Source organism: Algirhabdus cladophorae (assembly GCF_044772865.1).
GTDB lineage: Bacteria > Pseudomonadota > Alphaproteobacteria > Rhodobacterales > Rhodobacteraceae > Algirhabdus > Algirhabdus cladophorae.
Genome location: NZ_CP173029.1, coordinates 1,520,539 through 1,540,255 on the forward strand (window position 1 = coordinate 1,520,539; position 19,717 = coordinate 1,540,255).

Annotated in this window: 9 protein-coding genes; 2 read left to right on the plus strand and 7 right to left on the minus strand. The window is 58.0% G+C overall.

The window, feature by feature from the left end:
* Window positions 1-2: 2 nt before the first annotated feature.
* The gene (locus tag ACIRQ6_RS07400) at window positions 3-2,051 is read left to right on the plus strand and encodes a DEAD/DEAH box helicase (RefSeq protein ID WP_420863487.1); all 2,049 of its coding nucleotides are present in this window, start codon (window positions 3-5) and stop codon (window positions 2,049-2,051) included.
* On the plus strand, window positions 2,044-3,216 hold the full coding sequence (locus tag ACIRQ6_RS07405; protein ID WP_420863488.1) for a GIY-YIG nuclease family protein: 1,173 nt from the start codon (window positions 2,044-2,046) through the stop codon (window positions 3,214-3,216). The genes ACIRQ6_RS07400 and ACIRQ6_RS07405 overlap by 8 nt, the downstream gene beginning before the upstream one ends.
* Before the next feature lie 507 nt (window positions 3,217-3,723).
* On the opposite strand, the gene ACIRQ6_RS07410 is transcribed toward ACIRQ6_RS07405, so the two are convergent.
* The 7 genes from ACIRQ6_RS07410 to ACIRQ6_RS07440 all read right to left on the minus strand — a co-directional run bounded on the left by ACIRQ6_RS07410 (window position 3,724) and on the right by ACIRQ6_RS07440 (window position 19,620).
* The gene (locus ACIRQ6_RS07410) at window positions 3,724-5,004 is read right to left on the minus strand and encodes a DUF6538 domain-containing protein (protein ID WP_420863489.1); all 1,281 of its coding nucleotides are present in this window, start codon (window positions 5,002-5,004) and stop codon (window positions 3,724-3,726) included.
* Window positions 5,005-5,462: 458 nt separating this feature from the next.
* On the minus strand, window positions 5,463-5,711 hold the full coding sequence (locus ACIRQ6_RS07415; RefSeq protein ID WP_420863490.1) for a hypothetical protein: 249 nt from the start codon (window positions 5,709-5,711) through the stop codon (window positions 5,463-5,465).
* A 157-nt stretch (window positions 5,712-5,868) separates the two neighbouring features.
* Window positions 5,869-7,455: a hypothetical protein gene (locus ACIRQ6_RS07420; RefSeq protein WP_420863491.1), complete on the minus strand. Its 1,587-nt coding sequence runs from the start codon at window positions 7,453-7,455 to the stop codon at window positions 5,869-5,871.
* Window positions 7,456-7,459: 4 nt separating this feature from the next.
* Entirely contained in the window at window positions 7,460-11,770 is a 4,311-nt protein-coding gene (locus ACIRQ6_RS07425; RefSeq protein ID WP_420863492.1) for an EF-Tu/IF-2/RF-3 family GTPase, read from the minus strand.
* A 1-nt stretch (window position 11,771) separates the two neighbouring features.
* Window positions 11,772-14,336 (minus strand): hypothetical protein, encoded by a 2,565-nt coding sequence (locus ACIRQ6_RS07430; protein ID WP_420863493.1) that lies wholly within the window; start codon window positions 14,334-14,336, stop codon window positions 11,772-11,774.
* Window positions 14,333-17,593: a DUF6603 domain-containing protein gene (locus ACIRQ6_RS07435; RefSeq protein ID WP_420863494.1), complete on the minus strand. Its 3,261-nt coding sequence runs from the start codon at window positions 17,591-17,593 to the stop codon at window positions 14,333-14,335. The genes ACIRQ6_RS07430 and ACIRQ6_RS07435 overlap by 4 nt, the downstream gene beginning before the upstream one ends.
* Complete coding sequence (locus ACIRQ6_RS07440; RefSeq protein ID WP_420863495.1) at window positions 17,590-19,620, minus strand: hypothetical protein; 2,031 nt, start codon at window positions 19,618-19,620, stop codon at window positions 17,590-17,592. The genes ACIRQ6_RS07435 and ACIRQ6_RS07440 overlap by 4 nt, the downstream gene beginning before the upstream one ends.
* Window positions 19,621-19,717 lie beyond the last annotated feature (97 nt).

Below are 19,717 nucleotides of genomic sequence, written 5' to 3' on the forward strand. Positions count from 1 at the left end.
TGATGACTAAACCCATTCCCTCCGTAACCGTCAGCTACGCCCAAAACGGGTCCTCTACCAAGTCGAATGAGTTGGGTATGCGGGCTATGCAGGAGCGGGCTTATGAGCGGCGTGGTGAGCAGTATCTACTCATCAAGTCGCCACCTGCGTCAGGGAAGTCACGTGCTTTGATGTTCATCGCCTTGGACAAGCTGCACAATCAGGGTCTCAAGCAGGCCATCGTCGTGGTGCCTGAGAAGTCCATTGGGTCCAGCTTCAACGATGAGCCGCTGTCCAAGTTCGGGTTTGAGTATGACTGGACCGTGCCGCCGCAGTGGAACCTATGCAATGTGCCTGGCGGCGATGATGGCAAGGTTGGAGCCGTTGGTCGGTTCCTTGAAAGCGATGATCGAGTATTGGTCTGTACTCACGCTACTTTCCGATTTGCCATCGATAAATTTGGGATCGATATCTTTGATGACAGGCTAATTGCCATCGATGAGTTCCACCACGTCAGTGCTAACCCCGACAACAAGCTGGGAGCGCATCTGGGGCGGTTGATCGCCCGTGATAAGGTCAATGTCGTCGCAATGACAGGAAGCTACTTCAGAGGCGACGCAGAGGCTGTGATGGCCCCTGAGGATGAGAAGAAGTTCGACACGGTTACTTATACCTACTACGAGCAGTTGAACGGCTATGAACACCTCAAGACGTTGGATATCGGATACTTCTTTTATACGGGGTCGTACGCTGATGAAATCCTGAGCGTGTTGAACCCCGCTGAGAAAACAATCCTCCACATTCCCAACGTGAATGCCCGTGAAAGCACAGGGGACAAGCACAAAGAGGTCGATCACATCGTAGACGCCTTGGGGGAGTGGCAGGAGACCGATCCCGTGACGGGCTTTCATCTGGTGAAAACACCAACGGGTCAGATCGTGAAGATCGCTGATCTCGTTGAGGATGATCCAGTCAAACGTGAACGTGTTTCAGCCGCTCTGAAAGACCCCGCACAAAAAAATAATCGTGATCATGTGGATATCATAATCGCGTTGGGCATGGCCAAGGAAGGTTTTGATTGGATTTGGTGTGAACACGCTTTGACCGTTGGTTACCGTGCCAGCCTGACAGAGATCGTTCAGATCATTGGCCGTGCAACACGTGACGCTGAAGGCAAGACACATGCCCGTTTCACAAACCTCATTGCTGAACCTGACGCATCTGAGGGGGCAGTCACGGAGGCCATCAACGATACTTTAAAGGCCATCGCGGCCAGTCTGCTGATGGAGCAGGTTCTTGTTCCGCGCTTCAACTTCACGCCCAAGGTGACAGCCGTGACTGAGGCCGAAGGGTTCGACTACGGCACAGGTGGCTACAACCCTGACAAATGTAACGTCGGCTTTAACGAAGAGAGCGGCCACTTCCATGTTGAGATCAAGGGACTGCTGGAACCCAAGTCACAGGAAGCTGAACGCATTTGTCAGGAAGACATCAATGAAGTCATCACAGCGTTTGTTCAGGACAAACCTGTGATCGAGCGTGGTCTGTTTGATAAAGAAATGATCCCTGAAGAAAACAGCGTCATCCGCATGGGGAAGATCATCAAGGATCGGTACCCCGAACTGGAAGACAACGACGTTGAAGCTGTCCGCCAACGCGCTGTGGCAGCCTTGAACTTAACACAGCAAGCCAAGACTGAGGTCTTTGGCGGTGACAGGGATGACAGAGAGCCAAAAGCAAATACTGCGCTGATCGACGGTGTGCGAAAGTTCGTATCTGTGCGTGATCTGGACATCGATCTAATTGACTCGATCAACCCGTTTGGTGAAGCCTATTCTATCCTCGCAAAGTCCATGGACCACGATAGGCTGAAGCAGGTTGAGACGGTCATCGCCGCAAAGAGAAACCCTATAACGCCTGATGAGGCGGTTATTTGGGCGAAACGTGCAAGCCAATTCAAGAAGGACAGTGGCCGTTCTCCGTCGGTCACCGCGACCGACCCATACGAACGCCTTATGGCCGAAGGGGCCACTGCGTTCATGCGTTTCCGTAAGGAGGGTCGCTATGAGTGATGACTTAGACGCACTCGCCGATGATCTTGCTGAGTTTGATGTCGCACAGAAGCCTGTACAGCGGTCAGCGTTAGAAGAACGGATCATTGCTGGGTTTGAGGACATCCAACGCTTTGTTGAAAAGGAAGGACATCCGCCACGCCATGGCGCTGAGCATGATATCTTCGAACGCCTGTACGCTGTCCGTCTGGGGCGCTTGGCAGGTCATGCTGAGTATGCCGAACTGCTGGGACCAATCGACCATCAAAGGCTGCTTGCAGGCGCTGTGGTCGCAGATGATCAGGATGATGAGGAAGTTGACCTTGATGCTTTGGCATCAGACCTTAAAGACCTAGAAGATGAAGCCTCTGACATAACCGAACTGCGCCATGTAAGGCCCGCCGCCGAAAAGAGGGCAGCCGAAGAAATCGCCAACCGTGATCGATGTGAAGACTTCGACAAGTTCAAGCCGTTGTTCAAACAAGCCCAATCTGATCTGGATGCTGGGCTAAGAACAACACGACCACCAGAGACTAGTGCAGAGATTGAAGCAGGCCGCTTCTACATTTTGTCAGGTCAGAAAGCCTACGTGGCAGAAGTCGGGAAGCCGTTCAAACAAGACTACGGCGATTGGGATGCACGGCTGCGTGTGGTGTTCGATAACGGCACCGAAAGCAATTTGCTGATGCGATCCCTGCACAGGGCGATGTCCAAAGACAAAAGCAGCCGTACAATCAGCGACCCAACCGCAGGCCCGCTGTTCACCGATATGACAGTAGAGGGCGATGAGGCCAGCGGCATCATCTATGTCTTGCGTAGTAAGTCAGACCTACCCATCGTCGCCCAAAACCGCGACTTGCTGCATAAGATCGGTGTGACGGGTGGTAGCGTCCAGAAGCGGATCGCAAATGCCAAACTAGACCCAACGTTTCTGATGGCCGATGTAGAGGTCGTCACGACCTATGAGCTTTACAACATCAACCGTGTGAAGCTGGAGAACTTGCTACACCGCATATTTGAGGCTGCAAGGCTGGATATTGAGATCATGGATCGCTTTGGTCACCCCGTCACACCACGGGAATGGTTCTTGGTGCCCCTGTTTGCCATTGACGAAGCAGTGGAGCGGATCAGGGATGGGTCGATCAAGGGCGTGGCATATGATCCAGAGACAGCTTCTTTGAAGTGAAACCTCGTTGCCGATGATAGTCTTCTTGTGTTTCTGTTAGCACCGTTCATGGACGACCTTGGTTCAAAAGTAATGTTTGTCACTTGAAAATTTTTAATTTGGACACCACCTAGTTTACTTGAGCGTTGTCCTCTTGCTTAGGTCCACATGACCAGAGCCGAACCATGGACAGGTAAAGGGCGAGAATTGCTTTGCTGGTGGTTTAACCGTCAGACCTGTTGATGTGCATCGGTAATCTGGATCGAGGGTAGGGAACTCGAACCCCCAATCTTTGGGTTCTGAGCCGATGCAAGAATTTTGCAACAATAACCACAAACATCTGAATTATCAGACTGCACAACCGACCGCCGACTTCCAACGGTTAAACGCCGCTCTGACAAAGGTCGCATCGTTAGCCGTGGACAATCCGATATACCTACCGATTTTCGAACGTATCGAGTTGGAGCTTGCGGCACTTGATGCCCAGTCCAGTGCTGTATCTCGCGCACGTGCAATTGCGGCCCGAAGTCAAAGGGCCTTCGCCTGAAGCAACTGATCCGCGTGTGCCAGTGTAGCACCTTGGCCATAGCGTTGTCTTCCAAGGCTGTGGCCCATCAGGTCGCGGCGGATTCGCTCATCCATCGTGGGTTCGGCCAACATTCTGTCTTCGAATGAATGACGAAGGCCATAGAGTGTATGATCTGGTGTTTCCTTTAGGCCGTTGTCCCTAAAGTACTTGTTAACGATGCCCGACAAGCTGGCCGATGATCCTGCGTATCTTGGAAATCCATCTGGAAACTGTCGGATTGCTTCAAGGGATACCCCCGTAACTGGTACGTCACGTTTTGCTATAGCATTCTTCAGAGAATGACCTTCATACGGAGTGATGGCGATGTGAGGAATGTTGGCGGTCAGGTGTATGTCCTGTGATCGAAGGCCCGCCAATTCCGATGGCCGCGCACCCGTGTTGATCATCAACAAGACAATGCAACGTGCTTCATCGTTCAGCCCATCCAAGGCACCGTCGGCCATTACCTGTTCTTTAATCCACTTGTCGCTGAAGGGCAGGCGGGTATCAGTATCTTCTGTCTTAAATGACAGATCGGATAAAGGCAGGTGCAGGCCAAGCCGCTTCATGGTGTTGACCGTCTTCAAGATCGCCCCCATGTGATTAAGGTCTTTGTTGGCGCTGCTTGGCTTGATTTCACCTGCTTGAATGCGGGTTGCCAACCAATCGCGGAAATCCAACGTGTCATCTGGTTCGATGTCGTGCAAAGCTTTGTCACCGATGACATGGATTAGGTTCTTGACCGCTCTTATCCGTGGGTTCCGCCACTTTCGTATTTGGTCGTCTGATTTTCCGAATGTCTTGTCCTTGGCCAAGGTCCAATACATCTCAAGTGCCTCAGAAATTGTAAGTTCTGGTTGTGCAACACCACCGAGTAATGCGGCGGCGTCATGTTGTTGTGGATTGCCCTTACTGTCTTCTTGTACGGCTTCCATCCGCTTTAGGAGTTGGTCAACGGGCAAAGCGGCAACTTTAGGTGCAGACATGAACTTGAAACCATGTACGGACGCGAGTTCACGTGCTGCTTCCAGCTTTGCCAGCTTATCATCGCTTTCGCCTGCAAGCCGCGCCTCCCATATTGCTTTCTGGTGATCCCAGACATCGGGAGCCTTACGCTTTGCGTCCGTTTCGCTGTCCGTGTGGAGGTTAAGCCAAACTTGTTCGCGGCTTTCAACGTTTTGGTATTTCACTGGGACGCGCCGCACGATGTTGAATGTGTTTCCGCGCTTCGTCAGCTTCATATTTGTACGCCCGTTGGTAGGGATGGTTAGCAAATTGTTTAGCAGAATGTTTAGCAAAACAGCAAGTTTGACTGGGTTTTCATCGCGTGTTATTCAGTTAATGCGTTGTATTAAAACATAACTTACGAAAACAACAGTGCTGAATCGGAGTCTCTGTCTGTCCGCCATTACCCCCTTGTCCGAATTCTGCCTTTGTGGCCTGTCGTTTCAGACGCGTCCTCCTAAAAAGTCTGGCTAGATTGACGCCTCGCTGTTGGGGCATGCGTCTCGTTTGATCCTTTGCGGTTCGTAACGGGGTTTCGACTTTGGATAACGTCGAACACATCGACAAGCACATGGGCGCAGCCGCTGGAGACCAAGTGCACATCATCGCAATCGGCTTTGCACGCAATGAAAACACACAGCGGATCAGCCCTTGGACGCGGTCCAAATCTCCAAAGGGTGTTTCTTGCCCGCTATCATGTTGATGCCCGTTTGATGCACATCAACCATGCCGCTGTATAGCCTTGTGGTTCGGCCCAATCCGTGCCGATCTGGCCGGGATGCAAGACCTCCCCATTTTGAACTTGCCTGTGGCCTGACAGATAAAAAAGCACTCCGGAAAATGTGGTGTGTTTTCGTTTTTCCATAGGATCAACCATAGTAATTTTGGGCCCAAAACCGGGCAATTCAATACCCAGTTCGGTGAGCTGTTTCTCAATTTTCACTTATGGCGTATTCGGATTATGAGGCCTTCGGAAACCTCTGTTTTACCCATAGACTTAAATCAAGTGGGCTAATGGATCCAAGACTGGACGTTCCTATTCCACCAAAATGATCGGTTTTTGGTCGGAGTGCGCCCATGAACTTTACCCAGCAAGCCCGCTAGACCTGTGGCAGTATAATCTGGTCGTGCAGGAGGCCTGACGGACCGCGGGCCTCGGACGGTCGCGTGCGTTGAACCCGCCAAAGGAACCGATGTCCAGAGGCGCTGCGTGCCATGGCCCAGACCATTTGCGTACGTCGTCCAGCAGGGCCCAGCATGGCAGGGGTCATTTGCGGACCATCGCCTTCAGGATGGCCCAGCCTGTCTGGCACCAGTGCGGTTTTGGGCACTGCAGGTCCGCCGACAGGATCCAACACAGCGCGCTGGAAGGTCCCATCTGAATGGCGTTCATAGGCGATCCAGTTTGGTGGTGGTGACAGTCGTGGGGCATAGGAGGCTTCGGTGACCTGTGGGTCAGGTCGGGCAGGGCGATTGGTGCGGCCGCGGCCAGCGTCGTCGGGCACCCAATCCTCGATGGCCCAAAGAAGGTTGTCGGTGGGATCTGCGGTCAGGGTGACATCTGCGATAGGGTCCGAGAATATCGGGTCGATGGCGTTCAGCAATGCAAGTGTGGTTTCTGCATCCTCTGCGTCAATATTGAGCGGCGCTTTGCCGCCTTCGGTGATGTCGCGGGCTTCGGTTGTGTTGCCAAAGCCATCGCGCAAAAGGACCCGGGCCACCGATAGTACCGTATTGCCTGGAACGTCGAAAGGCACGATGAGCCATCGGCCACCCTGTTCGGCAAAGGCTGCCGAGACCAGCAGCTGACCCAGATCCGAGGGCCCTGCAGGGGCGGCCACAACGTCGAGCGTGTCCTTTTGTAGCGTCCACCAACGGTCGGGCAAGTCGCCTTCAAAGGACAGGCGCGTGGTGAGTACATCGTGGCGGCGCACGCGAGAAGATCGCGCCTCGCGGCCTGCTTTGGTCTGCTCAAAATCCGACCAGTGCAGCGTCGCACGCGAGACGTCCCCAGCTTGCACTGCGTCCTGCACATGGGTGTCAAAGCTGGCAGTGCGCAAACCTGTTTCGGGATGCGTACCTCCAGTTGCGGCACCGATGCCCCATTTGGAATTCAGGCGCAGCCAATCGCTTTCGCTCAATAGCCCGTCCTCGCCAGCGCGCGCCGCCTCAAGCCACGCTATGCCGTCGATCCGTTCTTCGCGGCGGATGCGCGCGCCCATGGGATGCGGGATATCAAGCTTAAACCGGCTGGGAAGCGTGCCGATGATCTCTTGTAGCTGCTCCAAAAACCGCGATAGGCTGTTGCTGATGGCCCCAGATGCCGTGGCAGAGCGTTCGAGATCGGCGATGCGATTGCGTACTTCGCCTAAAGCAGCACGCCCCAGTCGAAGGGCCAGCCGCCAATCCCCTGCACGGCGTTCACTGGGTGTTGGCAGTGGTTCGGCCAGTGCCGCGTTTGGCACGGTTTCATCGGCTGTAAGGCTGCCCAAGCGCAACGGGTCTTCTTTATTGAACACCAGCGCGCTTACGGGCGCGCCGCCGTCATGGCCTGTCCACTCGCCGACCCACCATTGTCGGGACAGCATCCAGAACGGATCGGCCAAAGGCACATCTGCATTCAGTGAAGGGTCGGTGGCACGTGTGTCCGGCTCGATGCGGTACCAGATGGGGAGGTTTTGTGACATCAGATCAGCCTTCGGGTTGCGGGGGGCAAGTGGCTCGGGTCAGCAGAGTTTCCGACGCAAGCGCTGCGCCAAACGGTACCAAACTGCGGAGGTGTTCAAGGGTCGGATCCTGAGCCCAGCTAAAGGGCAGATAAGACAGCGCCATACTGCGCGCCTGAGCCAGATCCATGGCCAAATGCAGTGTCTGCGCAATGGATGATGGCGTGTGATGTGGTGTTGTGGCCGACGGTACGGCCAGAACAGCCAGTTGCGGTGCGCGCGCAGGCGGTGCATCGGCTCGCGCAGCAACAGCCGCGGTCAAAGTGGCATCGGGCACGACCTCGGTCCAACTGTCGATCTGGAGCCCCGCAAAAACTTCGCCCGGGCGCAGGTTGGGGTCTGCCCCAGTGGCAACCAAGCTTGTGCGTCCAAAATAGGTCTCGGTTTCGTTGCGTGGGCCACCAATCCAATCGGCGGGATCTGTCGTGTTTACGGGCCATTGCAGGGCGTGCAGTGGGACATCGCTGCCCAACAGACAATCGGCCATGGGGCCTGCCCGCCCGCGCACGCATTGCACCTCATCAAGCCAAAGTGAAAGATCGCTTTGGCCGGCGTTTTTGATTTCTGTGCTAGCCGCGAAGGCATCTGTGGTTGCGGCCATCAGGGGGGTAAGCGCTGGCATGCCATCTATGAGCGCCTTCAAGACCGACACCTGATCAGATGCCGCATCAGCAGCCGCAAGTCGGGCTTGGATCGCGCTTCGGCCAGCCTCCAGTAAACTGGGATCGGGTGCTGCAATCAGGTCGAGTGCGAAGTAGCGTGCAGCGATTTGCGCCGCTGTGAGCTGGCTAACGGGTGTGAAGACAACAGAACCGGGGTCAAAAATCGGATCAAAGGCCGGCCCGAGGTCGATATCTGGGATGACCGGATCCAGCACCCCGGGTTCGATATCGAGGATCCGCCCACCGGGCACAACGGCAGGTGCAGGTTGTAGGGTCAAAAGATCTTCGAGCGCGGCTCTGGCAGTGGCGATATCTTGGGTAAGGATTGCAGGCAAAGGGGTGACATTGGCCTCTGGCGGAAAGTCCTCTGGCGTCAGGCCACGCGCGGCAAAGATGGCCTCGGCCAGACGGCTTGCCGCCCAAAGCGTTGCCTCTGCGTCGGCGTCGAAAGTGATCAAACTGGGCTCTATTTTTAGGCGCGCCGAAAGCATTTTGCGCAGGCGGGCAGCGCCGTCGCCACCGGGGCGGCTCAACAGGGTCAGTCCAAGGGCTGAAAGGCCAAGTGCATCAAAGGTGGACGCAGTTGGGCCGGTGGTAATGCGACCCGCAAGGTGCGGTAGCGCGCTATGGGCAAGCCGCGCAAGGCGTGGATAAAGCCGGGCTGCATCATCGCGGGCCCCGCGCAGGGCTGCATTTGGGGCCAGCATGGCAAGACTGAAATCCAGCCCAGTGCCTTTGCTTGCAGGGGTCACTGCCGCAGGATCTGCCAGATGCGGTAGCCCGCCTGCGGACAGAGTTGCCAAGGCCCCTTGGGCTGCGTCGACATTTCGGTCTGACAAGGCGCTTGCGGCTTCTGCCAGCATCAGGTCGCCCATGGCGTCAATCATTGTGCCAAGCCGGTCTTGCTGCGCACGCAAGGGCGGCAGATCTGCACTGTCAAACCGGCTGCTGCGGCGCGGTGTCCAGTCCAGAAAGGCCAAACCGTCAAAGACATCGATAGCCAATGGCGAGGCGCCTTTTGCCGGAAATTGGGCAACCAGTTTTTCGACAAGCGGGCCATGCCCTGCGCGCGTCAAGGATCGTGCAACGACGCGCGATATGGCGTGATCGGGCGCTTCACCGTCACGCAAAGCAAGTGCAAGGGTGCGGCCCTCACGCAGTTCAGCGCCGGTAAGGGAGGCTTTGAGCACACCCTCCAGTCCGCTTGCCGCCAGACCCGCGCGGGCCCGTTCCAGCAAGGCAAGCAACCGCGCGATGCGTTCAGAGGGTGCTGGGATGAACGTGGCCTCGGGCGCTGTCTCGCGGGGGCGGATGTTTTCCAGCACGCCCCAAGCCCCGATGTCGAGACCGTCCGTACCGCCTTGTCGGGCACGGGTCAGGTCCTGAGAGGCTGCGGCCGAAATCACGGCGTCAACGCGTACGGCAAGAGTATCCAGCGCGGCTGCGAGCGCATGATGAACCGCGCGCGCAGAGGTGTTGTTGAGGCGCAGCAGCGCGTCCCGAAGCTGGCTAATCTCAAACGCAAATTCCTTTGCGGCAGGGTCGCCCGATTGACTTTGTGGGGCGCTATCGCCGATTTCGTCTTCCAGCGCCGCGGCAGCGCGGGTCCGGACCTGCCACGCGTCCTGCGCTAGGGTGGTTTCACTCTCTACGGCCTGTTTCAGGGCCCGCAGCAGCGCGCTGTTGCCACGGCGATCCGCCAGCATGAAATCCGAGACCAGCCGCACGATGGCGTTCTCGGCCAAAAGCCGAAACAGGGGTTCGGCCTCGGGCATATCCTCTGGGCGGCGAACGCCCGCACGGGGATCCCAAGCGGCGGACGGCGCGCCCATTTGATCAAGCCGGTCGCGCCAGCCATGGCCCCTCAAAATAGCCTCGATCATTGGATCATCGACCGCACCGTCATCCAGATCGCGCGGGTCAAGCGTATCGCGCACCAGCGCCTTACAAACGCGCCCTGCATCCGAGCCGGGCAGGGTGAGACTGTCTGACAGCGCACGCCCATCAAGGCCTAAATTCCTGAGCAATTGTTCGACGCTGCCAAGCTCGGCCAAAGTATCCTGCGCCAGCTGTGGTGTGTTGGTTTGGTCCTTTGCGCCCGCCAAAAGGGAGGCCACAGTATTGAGGCCCAGCATTGGGCGGATCCGCCAGGTTTGGCCGGTCGGTTGCCGCGTCAGAGTGTCGAGCATGCGCTCGGCGGGTTTTTGCGCCTTGGACTTTTCGTGCATGTCACGGGCCATCGCAGCAAGGGAGGGTGTGACATCTGCGGCAGCTCCAGCCACATGCCAAATCCCCCGCCGCGCGCCTTGTGATGGTGGCGGTGACAGCGGTGCGATGTGGTAGGGTTGCTGGCCCACACGCAACGCTGGAAAGGCGCCTAGGGGCCGCATATGCCGGAGGAAAAAGTCACGCGCCTCGGACAGGTCCGCGCTGTCGCGCATGTTCCAGATTTGCGTCAGTGCAGGCCTGACAAGTGCATGCCAAAGGACCGAACCAAGATCAGCTTGGGTGCCCTCGGCACTGGGTGTGGCACCGGTTTGAGTGAGTGGAAGGTCGCGTAGGCCAAGGGCCTCGGTGATTTTCTGTGTGGGTGCAGCATCAAGGCCCCATCCCGGAGCACTGCGGTTGTTGCCTTTGGTTGGCTCAAACGGTGTGAGCGTTCCGGTGCCGGAGGATCTGGCGTGCATTTCAAGGTGTGCGAGAAACGCGTCGCTGCGATCACCGCCATCCGACAGACCAAATACCGTCAAGCGATCAATACCCGCAGCCACAGCGGCGCTGTCGAGCTTGAGACGCAATCCAAGGCCGATATCCTCAGCCTCAGAAAACTGGGTGATCCAGCGCAGGGAACCACTCAGTGCGTTGGTTTCTGTTGGGGCGGGTGCCACAGGCACAGTGTCTGGAATTGGCAAGCCTTCCGCAATGAAGGTGTGGCCCCCCACCTTGGCTTCGGCAATGAGACGCTTTGGCAGTAAGGTTGCTTGGGCTTGCTTGGGAGGCAGCGCTTTCGCGGTATCAAGCTGTCCTTGAAGGGCCAAGGCGATGATGTGACGCGCACGGGGGGCACCCACCGTGTGGATCAAATTGGCATCGATTTCTGTGCGAGGCCGTCCCGCGGCCCGAGCGTCCAGCCACGCGACGCCTAAGGTGTGTTCGCTTTCGCTGAGTGCAGGATCGTGGGCGTCCACGTGGATCTGGTCAGGAAAGGCCCGGATCAGCAGCGTGTCGCCGTCAAATGATGTCTCAAGCCTAAGCGGCAACATCAAAGCGGGTCGCCCAGACGTCCGCGGGCCACTAAAGCTAAGTGCCTCAAGCGCTAGCTTGGAGGGTTCTGCGTCTGGCCTCGCACCGGGGGCCAGCACAATTGCACCCTGCAGGCCGTCGCGATCCACGCCGCGCAGGACTAGGCCCACTTGCTGGCCAATCTCGGCGCGCTCACTGAGGCGACGGAAGGCTTCGATCCCTGTGACGATGGTCTCGATTACTTCGCCATCGCGTTTGCGCACCAATACCCGGTCGCCGACTGAGACAGGCCCGCCTTCGACAGTGCCGGTGACGACGGTGCCCCGCCCGCTGATGGTAAAAACATCCTCGACTTTTAGGTGAAAACTCATGTTATTCCCCCGTCAAATCGCTGACATGAAGCGCGAGCGTCACGGGGCGTTCCAAAAGGATCGCGGCCATGCTTGCTGCATTTGCGCCCCAAGTGATGCTGTCACGTGTCTCACCTGTGGGGCGTGCGGCTTTGGTCAACGTTTCGTTCTGTAGATCGTCCCATGACAGCGCATTCCAGGTACTCGAGCCGCCAGCGCCTTGGGCATTTGTGGCGTTCAGGCCAAAGCTGATCCCCTGATCGGTTTGTTCGAAAACAAGGAACCCCCCGGGTTTCCGATTGGCAGGGTCGGGATCGCCAACCATAGCGTCGCGAGATGGCTCAAATCCGAGATACACAAGGTCTGGACCCAGATCCCCCATAATGACCGGTTTGTGCACCCGGCCACTGGCCTCGCGGATTTTGGGGCTGCCTGCGCTCCACTGGGCTTCGACAAGGGTCACAATAGAGCCGGGAAACCGTCGGAACAGCGCCGAACGGATTAGAACCACAAGGCCTACTGCCGACGAACGCCCAGCGCCCACAGCCCGATTTCCCCAATCGACCATAGGTTTGCTGTCAGGCAGCGCAGGTGTCCCATCTGACAGGGCGGGATACATTCTGCGCACAGGGGACACAGCAAAGGGCACTGGAATGCCGCGCCAGCGCAGCTCGCGCAGGACTTCGTCATTGGCCCCAGCCATGACTGCGTCGACAGTGGCCGCATCCAGCTGCAACGCCATTACGCCGTCAGGCGGCAGATGAGCCAGAGAGGGCGACAGGGTTGCGGGATCATGCTTGAACAGCAACTCAAGCAGGGGCTTTGGCCAGACAGGTTCGGGGATTTCGATCCGAGGTGGCAAAGGCTCCGGCAGATCGACGCCGGTAATCCTGTCGCGGATGCGCGGGGGGACGGATTGCGCGGGGTCCAGCGCTTGGGCAATTTCGAAAGGCAGGCTTGCGGCGTTGTCGATGGTGGCCATGCGGTCGGGGCGATCTGGGCGACGCCGATCCTCGCCCAGCGTTTTGGTCAGATCCTCAAAGGCGTCATTTCCGCCTTCGATCGGACGCAGCGGCACAGGCTGGGCTTCGGCGAGGGCTGCAAGGATTTTGCGCGCCCCCAGTCGTTCGTCTGCGGGCCCTTGTACGGATCCGCCGCCGCCCAGCGCATGCTGAAAATCGCGGCCCAAAGGTGTGGCGATGTCTGGTGGTTGGGCGTTCAAGACCTCGCGCCGCTCCATTGCGGGGATCAGATCGGATGTGTCGGCCTTGCTGTCACGGTCCAGCGCCCCACCAGCGGCAAGACTGCGGCGCAGGGCGGGATCGCTCAACGCAGCGCCCGCAGTGCCAGCCACACGCGATGAAAGGGATCCACCAATGACGCCTGTGCGCTGTGCCGCAGGCCCGGCAAGACGCAGCCAGCTTGACAAATCGGGGCTCTTGTCTTGGAGGCGCTTGTGAATGCGCTTGGTGACCAACATAGCCGAATGGGCGCGTGCAAGAACGGCGTTGGCCTCCTCCAGAGCGCCAATATCGTCGAGGATAAAACCGATGATGTCGTCTTGGTGACGTCGCACAAGGGCCGCACCGTGGCCCGCCATGACCCGCAGACCAGCATCTTGATTGATCTCGCGCAGCCAGCGCGGCGGGTTGGGTGTGCCTGCTGCATGTTCTGCGCCGTAATGTGGAAGCGGCAAGCGTCCACCAATGGGGCCCGGATCCAATGCGTCGACAAATGCAGGATCGTCTGCCGCGGGGATGGTTTCAACGGTAAAGACCGCGCGCCGTGGCACGGTGCTGGACATATTGGGGACCAATGCGGTTGCCGTTTGGATCGGGGGCACTGCGGCTGGCTGACCCTCGGGCGGGATTGCGCGCAGGTCGCGCAGGATGTCTTCTGCGCCTCGCGCAGGGCCGGTGCGAAAACGCCAACTGGCAAAAACAGGCAATGCCTGAGGCAGGGTTGTTTCACCGCCGTCCCATGCGGCGTCCTTTCCTGCGCGTGGATCTTGGCCCAGCGCAGCGGCGCGGCCGACCTCCGTCAAGGGGACCAGTAGTGCCTGATAATCCATAAATGGGGACAGGTTTTGTGCCGACAAAATGCGCGAAAATGCACGATCTCCGGGCGTGTCAGCCCCAGCGTCCGGGTCTTCGATATGGGCCAGATGGGCAAAGACCGCAGGATCGGGCAGCGCGGGATCGGCTGCTGTGATGGTCGCCACTTGGATCTGACCTGCGTCCTGCAAGGCCACACCGTTTTCAGGCACACAGATAAGCCCAAGGAACGGACGCAGGACGGCATCTGCCACGGCCCCTTCGCTGAACGCCCATGGAAGGCCCGGTTGGTGAAAGCTGATAAAGGGCAGGGCGCCTGCGCGAAAATCCACAGTGCCCGGCGCTGGATGACGGGTGCGAATTGCCGTGGGAACGATGGCCTCGACCGCGCCGGGCCCCGCAATGGGCAAGGTGACACTGGGCGTCTGGGGGCGCGTTCCGCCAATCTCTAGCTTAACCGTTACGGCATTGCCATCTGGCACAGCAGCGCGCAGACCCTGTCGCAAATGACCGAAAAACTGGCGATGGGTCATCGTGCTTCTCCGCTTCGCATAGGAATAGCACCGCGTTGGTGCAAATCGGTCCAATTGCTGCGCGCGCCGCCGCTGAGGCTTGCATCGGCAGCAGACCAGCCTTCATCGCGCACTGTGATGCGTCCGGCAGGCACAGCGGGTGCGGCCATGCGCGACAGGGTCGATGGTGGCGGTGTTTTGGCCTCGGTTTCAGGGCGGGGGGCCGCGTCAACCACGATGAATTCAGGCCCCGCAGGAGCCGTTACAGGTTGACCTACTTGGCGCAGGTCGCCGGCGTCAAAAATGGCACCTGCGGTTTTGTCCTCAAAGGCGGGGGCCGACAGCTTGGCCTCGTCACTCATGGCGATGAACTGGCCCAAGGCGAACGGTTCAACTGTTGTACCTGTGGCGGCACGGCGCTGACCGCCAATCTCAACGGCGTCCAGCGTTGCTGTGAACGGCTGGGCCAAAGGACGCCCGCCCGCCATTTCAAGTCGCATATCCAGTGGGGCGACCTTTTGTGCGACTTGAAGCGGGGCGTCTGGCAGCAGGTTCTCCCCGACATCGCCCAAAACGAAAGACACGCCGCGTGCATCTACTGGGGCCGACCATGCAGAGGCTTCAGATAAGGCGCTCACCAACAAGGCGTGAAGGTCGGTCGACGATGGAAGCGGATCTGCTGAAGAGCCAAAGCTTTTTGAGACCCGGATATCAACGTCGAAAAACAGAATTTCTAGCGTGGCCGTGCCTTCGATCTGCCATGGACCGGGGCCTTGCAGGCGGCCCTTCAGGCGCAGACTGGCGATGGTGCTAGACCCGCTTTTGATCGAAGCGCCAGCGGATATTGCAAGGTCCAGCCGGAACGGATCGAGGATCAGCAAGGCGTCAAAGCTGAGATCAGCCGCGACGCCAAAGCCAGCAGCCTTTGCCGCCAGATCGACACGCGCACCCAGTTGGATCGAATTTGAAGTGACCGCCAGATAGCCCTGTAGCCGCAGGGTCAGCGCGGATGATTTGCTAAGATTTGCACCAAGGCGGGTAAGATCTGGAAAGCCTGCGGGCACGGGGAACGCGGGATGCAGCCCCCCAACCGAGAAAGCAAATTCGCGCGAACGTCCCCAAGCAGACAGCAGGGCAAAGCCGCCTTCGATAGGAATAAGCTGGATTGATGAATCGTGGATGCGCCCTTCCATGTCAAAGCGCGAGGCTGAAAGGTCTAGTACCCCGGCCACATCGACATTGAGTTTCAGGATCGAAACCCTTTCGTCTGGCAGGGCTGCTTTCAGCGTACCGATCAAGATGATCCGCAGCGGTTCGGGCAGGGTGATGGCAAGCGCCAAATCGAGGCTGACAAGTTCTTTAGGCGAGCCCCAGCCCAGTTTAACCGTGGGGCCGAAAACATATTGGCCGCGCTTGGCCGGAAAGATCGTTGCGGCCTCTGCCACTAGGGCTTGGGCATCTCTGACGGGGTCCTCGGGGGCAAGAAGGCGCTGTGCGCCGCCTGTGCGTACGGATGCAAAAAGGGCCTCTACATCAACGTCGCGGTGCAACCCCATAAGGCCGCCCACACCGTTCAGTGTGAAACCAAACCCGATGGGAATAGGTGCAAAGCTGCTTCCTACAAACAGCAGCATGGAATAGTCACCGCCACCCGTGTCCACCAGCCCAAACGCATGCAACCCAAAGCTGGGCAATTCGAGGGCAAGCGCGCCGGAATAGCGCCCTGTATCGCGATCCCGGGACACGGCACCACCGCCTTTGATTGCAGACAAATCGATTGTAAAGGCCGCACCGCTGGGCGCCATGAATGAGGGCCGCGCATCGAGGGCTTTGGAAAGATCAGTCAGATCGAGGTCATAGGCCGCCCCAAGCCCCTCAAGCCGGGCAAAAAGCGGGCCAATGTTCGCCGCCACATCAAGACCACCAGACAGTGACACACCCGGCCCGCCGGGGCGCAGTCCAATCGTCAGCGCCTCAATGGCGGCTGGTGTTTTGCCCGATGGCATCAGCGGCACGCGCTTTACCAAGCCGCCATCGGTATCGAAATAAGGCCCTGTACCGGTATTGTAGCCCAGTGTCAGGTCCAGCTCTGCTCCGGGCAGGCCCGCCATCAGTTTCGAGACGAAGCCGTCAGCCTCTCCCAGTGAAACTTCGATGGTGCTGCCAGTGAAATCAAAGCGAATGTCAGCGACCGTGCCACTGGCGCCCGCAGTGAAGCTAGTGGTGACCTTGGGCTTGCCCGGCGTCAGAATGACCGGACCCAAGGGCAACGGATCGCCGGGACCCGTGGCGTTGGGTGCTGCTTCCAAAGTGACCGAGATTTCAGGCGGTGCGCCTGCGCCAATGATCGCCGTGGCGCCGGGTCGGATCGAGAGGAACGTGTCCTGACCAAGCCGCGCCGTGCTGGACAGTGTCAGCGTATGCTCTGCATCGATGGGGTGTGAGGTGGTGCCGGTAATCTCACCCAACAGTCCCAGCCCAAAGCCGCCATCGGCCCCGGCTTGGGTCGCAGGCAGGCCTTCGATTTGGGCCATCACAAACGCAGACCCTGCTGCATCGGCAACGGACAAAAGCAACAACGAGGCCGTCAGCGACGGTGGGATTGGATCAAGTTGGGTGAGCGCGGGATCAAGATAGGCCAGCGCATCGGTATCGGTCTCGACTGGCACGCCCAGCGATTGCGCCAGCGCCGCCAGCCGCGCCACCCATATCCTATGGTCAAAGTCAGAGGTGCCCCATCCTACCAAATCGCGTTCGGCCTGCGCAGGGTCGCGCACCCAGCTGGCCAAGGTTTCGGGGTGCACGCGCCAGGAATGCATTTCTTCGGCATCAGGCGCATCCAGAAGGCCCAGCCCTTCTAGGATCGCAGCAATCCGCGGTTGGTGGGTGCTGAAGTAGATGCCGATCAAATGATCGATCACACGCTCAGACGTGTCCGCCTCAAAACCGGGTGGGATATCGGGCATTTTGGCGACGGATTTCAGATCTTTCACCACAGCGACAGTGGCCTTCACAGCAGAAACGGCGCTTTTGATTTCGTTGACACCCACCGATCCACCGCCCAAGGCAGCTACAGCAGTCTTTAAAGGCGCAGCCGTTGCCGCCAAGGCGCGGACCGCTACGGTCAGGGACTGCAGCTGGAACAATACCTCGGCATCGACATGGGCCTCCGCAAGGAAATCCAGAAACGCCTCAGGCTGCTCTGGATCTTGGGCTGCGCTGATCGCAGGATCCAGCAGCTTTTCAAGCTCACCAAGGAGGGTGGCCGCGACGCTCATGCGGTGGCCCGCTCGAGGAAAGTCATGCGCGGCGGCGCACTTGGCACGTCAACAGCCTTGCCGGATTTGTGGGCCAAGCGGCGCATGATCGCGACTTCGAAATGCTCGCCATAAGACTGTTGGGCATCGATTTGCGTGCTTTGGTCGATCGTTGTCGGTGTGGCCAGCAGCGACGCTTTACCGGTCCCACGGATCGCAGGTAACACTTCGGACGCGTCGGGCCGTCCTGAATCGCGGCTTGTCATGGCAATAGTGAGTTTGCCAAGATCTTCGCTGAGCTTGTTTAGGTCGTTGTGAAACGGTGTGCTTTGCCACTCATAGTCAACTTTGGAACTGAGAACAGTGTCTACGATTTTTAATCGCATCCCATTGGCCAATCCGCGCACACGGGCCAGTTGTGCATCATAGTCGTCTTTCAGAGCGCTGCCTGACCCGCTTGTGAACCCCTTGTGGACCTCATTTGAGCTTGCCGCGAGGCTCGCTGCCGCTTTGCGCAAAGTCTTACTGGTGCCCAAGGCCGAAGCGCTGAGGATTTTTTCCTGATCCGTGACTTTATAGGTCGATGCGATCAACGACCCTATGATGGTGACGGCTGCACTGATTAGGCCTGCGATCACCAAGGGCGCCGCTGGAATCGAAAGCAGGCCGGCCCCCACCAACATACCGACACCGGTCGCGCCCAAACCTGACAATGCCCCAAGGAGCACAAGCGCATTTCCGACGATTTCGCCTGTGGATGTACTGTTGGTCAGGTTATGTGCCGCTCGCGCGGCATCGATGATGCCAAAGACAAAGATCACGCGTTTCAGCGCAACCGCAGAAAGTGCCTTTGCCGCACCTGATGAGGCCCGCAAAAAATCGCTGCCTTTGTCGACACCAAAAGCTGCATAGCGCAACACGATGTCATCTGTCATTGCAACGCCCGCAGACATTACCCCCATAACGTCCTGCGCTTTGAAATTGGGGGCGGTGTAGAGCTGTGTGACCGAGGCTGCGAACCCAAACATCCCCAACAGCGTCCCGGAATTCACTGTAAAACTGTCTGCGACCTTGGTGATGCCGACGTCGAGAGCCTTCCAGCGTTTGAACTGAGCACCGTCAAATTCTGTTGCGGCGTCTTGCATTTCAGTCAACGTCATATTCGGTTTGAAGGTGCCTTTTGGATAGAACATGCCCGTCCCACGGCTCAGGACATCTGTTGTGAAAGCGTCGAAGTCCGTAGAGGTCAGCGTCGTCAAACCACGATGCTTCCACATCAACAGTGCAGGGATCGCTTTGGAACGGAAGTCTGTCACACGCTTAAAAATGTAATGCGCGGGTGTTTTGGTGATGTAGTCGTTCCAAGCTTTTAGATTTGCTGCAGTGATCTTTGCGCCGTTGAAATTCGCGCCGCTTTTAATTTGCAGCGTGGTTTTCGTCTCGTCCTTCAATTCGAGCATATCAAAAATGTCGAGCATTCTCTGGCTGTCCAGAACGTCACGGTCCGCAGGTGTCGCGGTAGGATTATTGGCCACCTGTTTCATATAGTCGGCCAGCTGACCGCCCCGCTGCAGCGCTTCAATCAGTTCGGAGGCACAATTGATATAGTCCAATGGATTGAGGGTGTTTACATGCGCGGTAAAGGACTTTTCACGCATCGCAATTTTAAGCTGACTTGTGTTGAGCGTAATGGCCGCGTCAATGGACGTCTCAAGGGTCTTAAGGGTCTTTACCTTGTCCCATTCTACCCAGCCTTGGGCCTTGGCGTCGCTTGGCGTCGAAGACGATGTCAGCGCATGGACGTAGGTGTAAACCGCATTGGCCAGTGCAATTTGCGGAATGCGGTTATCGACTGGATAGATCTTGGCTGACTTCAGCTTTCCACGGACATATTCGCCGTGGGTGTAGCCGCGCATAAACTGTTCTTTTTGTTGGTGCCAGCCACCTTGTGCGCCGCCCCGAAAGGGATCTTTTGCGGTACTTTTCGTTTTGCCGGTATCCACCCGCATGAGCGCATCAATGAAAAACCCCACATCGTCTTTGGGCACGCTCTTGGATCCGCGCGTTGGCGTACTGAAATTCGAAGCGGTTCCGGAGGGGGTGAATCCCTTCAACCAGGAACGGAGAGCAGGCGCCATAATACAG

Bases quoted from the DNA above. Each gene is read 5' to 3' on its own strand.
- ACIRQ6_RS07425 (WP_420863492.1), bottom strand. From the start codon at position 11,770: ATGAGTTTTCACCTAAAAGTCGAGGATGTTTTTACCATCAGCGGGCGG.
- ACIRQ6_RS07435 (WP_420863494.1), bottom strand. From the start codon at position 17,593: ATGAGCGTCGCGGCCACCCTCCTTGGTGAGCTTGAAAAGCTGCTGGAT.
- ACIRQ6_RS07405 (WP_420863488.1), top strand. From the start codon at position 2,044: ATGAGTGATGACTTAGACGCACTCGCCGATGATCTTGCTGAGTTTGAT.
- ACIRQ6_RS07400 (WP_420863487.1), top strand. From the start codon at position 3: ATGACTAAACCCATTCCCTCCGTAACCGTCAGCTACGCCCAAAACGGG.
- ACIRQ6_RS07420 (WP_420863491.1), bottom strand. From the start codon at position 7,455: ATGTCACAAAACCTCCCCATCTGGTACCGCATCGAGCCGGACACACGT.
- ACIRQ6_RS07430 (WP_420863493.1), bottom strand. From the start codon at position 14,336: ATGACCCATCGCCAGTTTTTCGGTCATTTGCGACAGGGTCTGCGCGCT.
- ACIRQ6_RS07410 (WP_420863489.1), bottom strand. From the start codon at position 5,004: ATGAAGCTGACGAAGCGCGGAAACACATTCAACATCGTGCGGCGCGTC.